We start from the raw sequence: 7,378 nt of genomic DNA on the forward strand, positions 1-7,378 counted from the left end.
ATGGAGGTCGGCCAGCCCGCGGCGGGGGCGCCCAGCACCGCGATTGCGGCCGCCCACGCGGCGCTCGAGGCCGGGCGGATCGATTATACCTCCGCGCTCGGCATTCCCAGTCTGCGCGAGCGCATCGCGCGCCATTATCGCGATGCCTATGGCTGTGCCATCAGCCCTGACAGGATCGTGGTGACCACCGGCTCCTCCGGCGGGTTCATCCTGGCCTTCCTGTCGATGTTCGAGCCTGGCGACCGCGTCGCCGTGACGGTGCCGGGCTATCCGCCTTATCGCCATATCCTCACTGCGCTCGGTTGCGAGCCGGTGCTGATCGAGACCACGAACGAGACGCGCCATGCGCTCACCGGCGAGGCATTGCTCGCGGCGCATCGCAAGGCGCCGCTGAAGGGCGTGCTGGTCGGCAGCCCCGCCAATCCGACGGGGACGATGATGTCCCGCGAAGCGCTCGCCGGCTTGATGGCGGCCGCCGAAGATGCCGGCATCCGGTTCATCTCGGACGAGATTTATCACGGGCTTGATTATGCGTTTCCAGCGGTCACCGCGGCCGCGCTGTCCGAGCACGCACTCGTGATCAACTCGTTCTCGAAGTATTTCTGCATGACGGGCTGGCGCGTCGGCTGGATGGTCGTGCCTGAAATTCTGGTGCGGCCGATCGAGCGGCTGCAGCAGAACCTGTCGATCTCGGTGCCGTCGCTGTCGCAGATCGCGGCAGAAGCCGCCTTCGACGGCGCGGCCGAGATGGAGGCGATCAAGCACGGCTATCAGGAAAACCGGCGGATTCTGATCGAGGGATTGCCGAAGGCGGGCCTAGCCAAATTCCTGCCGGCCGATGGTGCATTTTATCTCTACGCCGACGTCTCGGGCTTCACCTCCGACAGTTTCGAGTTCGCCAAGCAGATGCTGGAACAGGCGCGTGTCGCGGCCACGCCCGGGCTCGATTTCGATCCCGTTCACGGCCGCTCGTTCATTCGTCTTTCCTATGCGCGCTCGCCCGGGGAGATGCGAGAGGCAGTTGACCGGATCGCTCACTGGCTTAAATAGCCGCCAGTTTTCGACCACCCGGAGTTCATCTTGTCTGACCGATCTGTCCCGACCGCTGCCACACCGCATTTTCCTCTCGCCGCATTGATGTGGCCGACCCGACCGGGCGAAACCGTCGGCGCAGTGCGCGCCGTCGTGCTGGTTGCGCTTGGCACTGCGTTGATGGCGCTGTCAGCCAAGGTCAGCCTGCCGCTGCCTTATGTGCCCATGACGTTGCAGACGCTGGTGGTGCTGATGATCGGCGCCGCCTATGGCTGGCGCCTTGGGAGCGCAACCATGATCGCCTACCTCGCCGAAGGCGCGCTTGGCGCGCCGGTATTCGCCGGGCCGGTGGGTGGAATTGCACCGCTGGTTGGCCCGACTGCGGGCTATCTGTTCGGTTTCATTGCCGCCGCCTTCGTGACCGGCTGGCTCGCCGAGCGCGGCTGGGATCGCAGTGTCATGCTGCTTTTCGCAGCGATGGCCGTCGGCCATATCGTCATTCTGGCCGCCGGCTTCGGCTGGTTGGCGTTCGGCCTTGGCCTCGGCATTGCGAAGGCCTGGCAGGTCGGCATCGTGCCGTTCATTGCCGCTTCGCTGGTCAAGAACGCGCTTGGCGCGGCGTTGATGCCGGCGGCGCGCAGGCTGATCGATCGCCGCCGGTAAAACGCGCAACAGCAAGCGGTTCCAATTGACAGGGCCGGCCAAGTTGATCTTGGCTGGCCCAGTGTTTTGAGGGGGAGTGAAACGATGACGACGACAACGATGGCGGGGGCGCCGGTCGCGCCGCCCGTCGCCAAGCCGTGGTACAAGGTTCTCTACGTCCAGGTGCTGATCGCCATCGTGCTCGGCGCCATCGTCGGCTGGCTCTGGCCGACGGTTGCCACCAACGAATGGATCAAGGCGCTCGGCGACGGCTTCATCAAGCTGATCAAGATGGTGATCGCCCCGATCATCTTCTGCACCGTCGTCTCCGGCATCGCCCACATCCAGGATGCCAAGAAGGTCGGCCGCATCGGCGTCAAGGCGCTGGTCTATTTCGAGGTCGTCTCGACCTTCGCGCTGGTCATCGGTCTCATCGTCGGAAATCTCGCCAAGCCGGGTGCGGGCTTCGGCAATGCGGCGGCAAACGAGGCCGCCGTTGCAAATTACGCCAAGCAGGCCGCCGGCCAGAAGTCCGTCGACTTCGTGCTGCACATCATTCCGGACACCGTGGTCGGCGCCTTCGCGCAAGGCGAGATCCTCCAGGTGCTGCTGTTCTCGGTGCTGTTCGGCTTCGCGATCATGAGCCTCGGCGAGCGCGGCCACACCATCCGCAGCTTCATCGATGATGCCGCCCATGCCGTGTTCGGCGTCATCTCCATCGTGATGCGCGCGGCGCCGATCGGTGCGTTCGGTGCGATGGCCTACACGATCGGCAAGTTCGGCACCGGCGCTATCCTCAACCTGGTCGGGCTGATCGCCACCTTCTACCTCACTGCGGCGCTGTTCGTTTTCGTCGTGCTCGGCATCATCGCGCGCCTGGCAGGCTTCTCGATCTTCAAGTTCCTGGCCTACATCAAGGACGAATTGCTGATCGTGCTCGGCACCTCGTCCTCGGAAAGCGCGCTGCCGTCCCTTATGGAAAAGCTGGAGCGGCTCGGCTGCTCCAAGTCGGTGGTCGGACTCGTGGTGCCCACGGGGTACTCGTTCAACCTCGACGGCACCAACATCTACATGACGCTGGCGACGCTCTTCATCGCACAGGCGCTCGGCTACGATCTCAGCTTCAGCCAGCAATTGACCATCCTGGTCGTGGCGATGCTGACCTCGAAGGGCGCTTCCGGCATCACCGGTGCGGGCTTCATCACGCTGGCGGCGACGCTGGCCGTGGTCGATCCGCGCCTCGTGCCGGGCATGGCGATCGTGCTCGGCATCGACAAGTTCATGAGCGAGTGCCGCGCGCTGACCAATCTGTGCGGCAACGGCGTCGCCTGTGTGATCGTCGCCTGGTGGGAGGGTGAGCTCGACCGCGACAAGCTCAACGCCAACCTCTCCAAGCAGATCGATCCGACCGACATGGAAACGGCGATCACGACGGACTGATCAGGATCCGACGGCGCGAGCTGCGCTGTCGGACTTTGAAGTCATAGGGCTGGTCGAGATCCTCGATCAGCCCTTTTTTCTTTGGGCTAGAACCGCTCCGGCCGGTACGGCGTCGGATCGATCGCGGGCGTCTCGCCGCTCATCATCTCCGCGAGCAGGCGCCCCGTCGCGGGTCCGAGGGTAAAGCCCTGGTGGCCGTGGCCGAAATTCATCCAGAGGCCGGGATGCTGCGGAGCTTGCCCGAGCACCGGCAGCATGTCGGGCGTGCAGGGGCGGGTGCCGAACCACGGATCCGGCTCGACGCGCTTGCCGAGGTCGATCAGCTCGCGTGCGGATGCTTCCGCGCTGGCAAGCTGCACGGGCGTCGCGAGCGCATCCGGGCTCGTCAGCTCGGCTCCGGTGGTGATGCGAATGCCCTTGGCCATCGGCCCCATGGCATAGCCGCCGGCCTTGTCGATCAGCGGCAGGGGGAGCGACGCGCCGCCGCTGTAATGCATGTGGTAGCCGCGCTTGCGCACCAGGGGAATGCGATAGCCGAATTTGTGGAGGAGATCGGGCGACCACGGCCCGAGGGTCACGACGGCGTGGGCGGCGTCGAGACGCCCCTGGTCCGTGTCGACCGACCAGCCGGTCGCGGTCTGCTGCAGCGATTGTGCATCGCCGAGCACAATGGTGCCGCCGCGGCGCTCGAACAGCTCGGCATAGGCCGTGACCAGCGCGCCGGGATCGGACACGGTCCAGGTGTCGAGCCAATGAATCGCGCCGGGAAGATCGTCGCGCAGGACCGGCTCGGCTCTCGCGAGCTCCTTGCCGGAGAGCACGCGAAAATTCACGCCGAACTCGCGCCGGTCTTCTTCCGCCGTCTTGATCGCCAGATCGAACGAAGCGGCATCGCGATGCAGCATGCGATAGCCGGCGCGGCGGATGAGATTGTCGGCATGGGCCTCGCGAATGAGGATGTCGTGCTCGCTCGTCGCGTAAGCGATCAGCCGCGCCCACGCGTCGACCGCCTCGCGATGACGCTTCGGCGCCGAATGCCACCAGTAGCGGAGCAGGGGCTCGATATGGAGATGAAGCGACGACAGACTGTAGCGCACGTCGTTGGTGCGGCCGGTCGCGATCTTCAGCAGCGTCGCAAGGTCGCGCGGCATCGGATAGGGGCGGACCGCTTCTGCCTGGATCATCCCGGCATTGCCGTAGCTGGTCTCGCGGCCCGGCTCCCTGCGGTCGACGAGCGTGACGGCCCAGCCGCGCTGCTGGAGGTGCAGCGCCGCGCTCACGCCGATCATGCCGCCGCCGAGAACGATTGCGCTTTGCATTGGAACTGACCTCGCCAAATCAAAAAACGCCCGGCTTGACCCGGGCGTTTTTTCTTGAGTGTTCGGCTTTATTCACCGCCGCCGAAGCGGCGCGACCACCAACCGGCGCGGCGTGGCGCGGCCGGCGTTTCGCTTGCCGGTTCCGGCACGGGTTGAGCTGCCGGCGGGACGGCCGGCTCGGGCGCCTGCGCAACCGGGGCTGCCGGCTCGCTCGGGCTGCTCGACAGGAAGCTCACCTTTTCCCGGACCGTGGAGCGGCGCCGCGCGGCCTTGTCGTCGGCGGGCTCTTCCTCAGCGGCAATCGGCTGAGGCTGGGCCGGCACCGCCTCGGTCTGCACCTCGACGCGCGGCTCGGGCTGCGAGACCTCAGGCTCAGCGGTGTGTTCGGCCTGGGCAATCGAGGGCGCAGCCTCGCCGCCGAAGCCGTCGAAATCGGCGACTGCGTCGGACGCTTCCGGCGGCGCATTGGCCGCGAGCTCGTCGCTGATGGAGCCGGCGAGACCGTCCTCGCTGCCGCCACGCCGACGGCGTCCGCCGCGGCGACCACGCCGGCGGCGGCGATCACCGCTGCCCTGCTGCTCGCCCCGGGCCGCCTGTTCCTCGCCTTCTTCGCCATCCTGCTCGGACTCGGCATCCTCTTCGCCTTCGCCGGCCGCAACGGCCGCCTCGGGAAGGGTCGCGGGGCTATCCTCACGCAACTCGCCGTCGCGCTGGCCACCGCGGCCGCGCCGGCGACGGCGGCGCTTGCGGCGCTGGCCGTCCTGGTCGGAGGCTGCCTCGCCCGCAGCCTGCTCCTCGGTGAGACCTTCGGTCTCCTCGGTTTCGACCTCGGATTCGAGTTCGGAATCGAATTCCTCGTCGTCATAAGCTTCTTCAACGATCGGCGGCGGGCTTGCTGCCGCCTGCGCCACCAGTAGGGCCTTGGCGGCTTCCAGCGTATGCACCTGCTCGCCGCGGTCGATGAGATAGGCCTGCGGTCCGCTGACGCTCGCGTCGGCGATGACCGACAGCGTCACCTTGAAGCCGTTCTCGAGATCGCGCAGATGGCCGCGCTTGTGGTTCAGCACATAGAGCGCGACGTCGGTGCGGGTGCGGACCACGAGATTGTGGGTCGCGCCCTTCATCAGGATCTCTTCGAGGCCGCGCAGCAGCTGCAGCGCTACCGAAGACACCGAACGGACATGGCCGGTGCCGCCGCAATGCGGGCACGGATCGGTCGAGCTCTCGAGCACGCTGGCGCGGATGCGCTGGCGCGACATCTCGAGCAGGCCGAAATGCGAGATGCGGCCGACCTGAATGCGGGCGCGGTCCTGCCGCAGGCAATCGGACAGCTTGCGCTCGACCGCACGGTTGTTGCGCTTCTCGTCCATGTCGATGAAGTCGATGACGATCAGGCCGGCGAGGTCGCGCAGGCGAAGCTGGCGAGCGACCTCTTCGGCCGCTTCCAGATTGGTCTTGAGCGCGGTGTCCTCGATATGGTGCTCGCGGGTCGATCGTCCCGAGTTGACGTCGATCGAGACCAGCGCCTCGGTCTGGTTGATCACGATGTAGCCGCCGGAGCGCAGCTGCACTGTCGGTGAGAACATCGCGTCGAGCTGGCTCTCGACGCCCATGCGCGAGAACAGCGGCTGGCCGTCCCGATACTGCTTCACCGCGCTGACATTGGCGGGCATCAGCATCTTCATGAAGTCGCGGGCTTCGCGGTAACCGGCTTCACCGGCAACCGAGATCTCGTCGATCTCCTTGTTGTAGAGGTCGCGCAGCGAGCGCTTGATCAGCGAGCCTTCCTCGTAGACGAGGGTGGGGGCCTGCGACTTCAGCGTCAGGTCGCGCACCGTCTCCCACATCCGGATCAGATATTCGAAGTCGCGCTTGATCTCGGGCTTGGTGCGGGCGGCGCCGGCGGTGCGCAGGATGATGCCCATGCCCTCGGGCACGTCCAGATCCTGCACCACTTCCTTCAGGCGCGAACGGTCCTGAGCGCTGGTGATCTTGCGGCTGATGCCGCCGCCGCGGGCGGTGTTCGGCATCAACACGGCATAGCGGCCGGCGAGCGAGAGGTAGGTGGTCAGCGCCGCGCCCTTGTTGCCGCGCTCTTCCTTGACGACCTGCACCAGCATCACCTGGCGGCGCTTGATGACTTCCTGGATCTTGTACTGGCGGCGCGGGCGGAAAGTGCGCTCCGGCACTTCCTCCAGCACGTCGTCGCCGCCGACGGATTCAACGACTTCCTCTTCGGCTTCCTCGCCGTCTTCGTCTTCGTCCTCGTCGTCTTCGCCGGTCGTTTCCGCAGCCTCGGCATGCGGCGTCTCGGCGCTCTCGCCCGCTGCATACACGGCATCGGCCGGCTCGGCGGCGGAGGTCACGGCCTCAGCCAGAGCTTCCGCATGCGCTTCGGGGGCGGCGGTCTCCTGCAGTTCGGCAGCGACCACGGGCTCGGCGCCAATCGTTGCGACAGGCGCGGGCGTCTCATCGGCGTGATCGTGGTCGTGATGATCATGCTCGCCGTCGTGACCATGGTCATGATCGTGAGCGTGATGGTGCCCGTCATCATGGGCATGATGATCGTCGTGATCATGCTCGCCATGATCATGATCGTGGTGATCGTGAGCTTCGTGCTCGCCGTGATGCTCCGCGTCGGCGTGCAGATGCTCGCCTTCGTGCAGGGCACCCTCGGCATGCTCCGGCAGCACCGCGCCTTCGATCGGCTGGGCCGTCGGATCTGCGCCTTCGACGATGTCGCTGCGCACGCGCTCGCCATGACCGCGGCGGCGGGCGTTGCGGTGGCGCGAACGGCGGCGGCCGTGGGAGCGGTTCTCGCTCTCTTCCTCGGCCTCGCGATGGGCCTGTTCCTCGGCCTCGATCAGCGCCTGCCGGTCGGCAACCGGGATCTGGTAGTAGTCGGGATGGATTTCGCTGAAGGCGAGGAAGCCGTGGCGGTTGCC

The 7,378-nt window shown here is 66.4% G+C and carries 5 protein-coding genes; 3 read left to right on the forward strand and 2 right to left on the reverse strand.

Features of this window, described 5'->3' with window-relative positions; genetic code table 11:
* The 3 genes from IC66_RS0103180 to IC66_RS0103190 all read left to right on the forward strand — a co-directional run.
* A partial coding sequence (locus IC66_RS0103180) for a pyridoxal phosphate-dependent aminotransferase (RefSeq protein ID WP_038946638.1) occupies positions 1-1,050 on the forward strand: 1,050 nt, incomplete at its 5' end.
* Positions 1,051-1,137: 87 nt separating this feature from the next.
* The gene (locus IC66_RS0103185; protein WP_028144845.1) at positions 1,138-1,695 is read left to right on the forward strand and encodes a biotin transporter BioY; all 558 of its coding nucleotides are present in this window, start codon (positions 1,138-1,140) and stop codon (positions 1,693-1,695) included.
* Between the two features lie 84 nt (positions 1,696-1,779).
* Positions 1,780-3,114 carry a dicarboxylate/amino acid:cation symporter gene (locus IC66_RS0103190; protein WP_028144844.1) on the forward strand — a complete coding sequence of 445 codons (1,335 nt, stop codon included), beginning with the start codon at positions 1,780-1,782 and terminating at the stop codon, positions 3,112-3,114.
* Positions 3,115-3,200: 86 nt separating this feature from the next.
* On the opposite strand, the gene IC66_RS0103195 is transcribed toward IC66_RS0103190, so the two are convergent.
* A complete protein-coding gene (locus tag IC66_RS0103195) occupies positions 3,201-4,433 on the reverse strand; it encodes an NAD(P)/FAD-dependent oxidoreductase (RefSeq protein ID WP_038946639.1) in 1,233 nt (410 codons plus the stop codon).
* Between the two features lie 68 nt (positions 4,434-4,501).
* On the reverse strand, positions 4,502-7,378 hold a 2,877-nt coding region (locus IC66_RS0103200; protein WP_038946640.1), incomplete at its 5' end, for an Rne/Rng family ribonuclease.

This window comes from Bradyrhizobium genomosp. III, from assembly GCF_000261705.1.
Classification (GTDB): domain Bacteria; phylum Pseudomonadota; class Alphaproteobacteria; order Rhizobiales; family Xanthobacteraceae; genus Bradyrhizobium; species Bradyrhizobium ottawaense.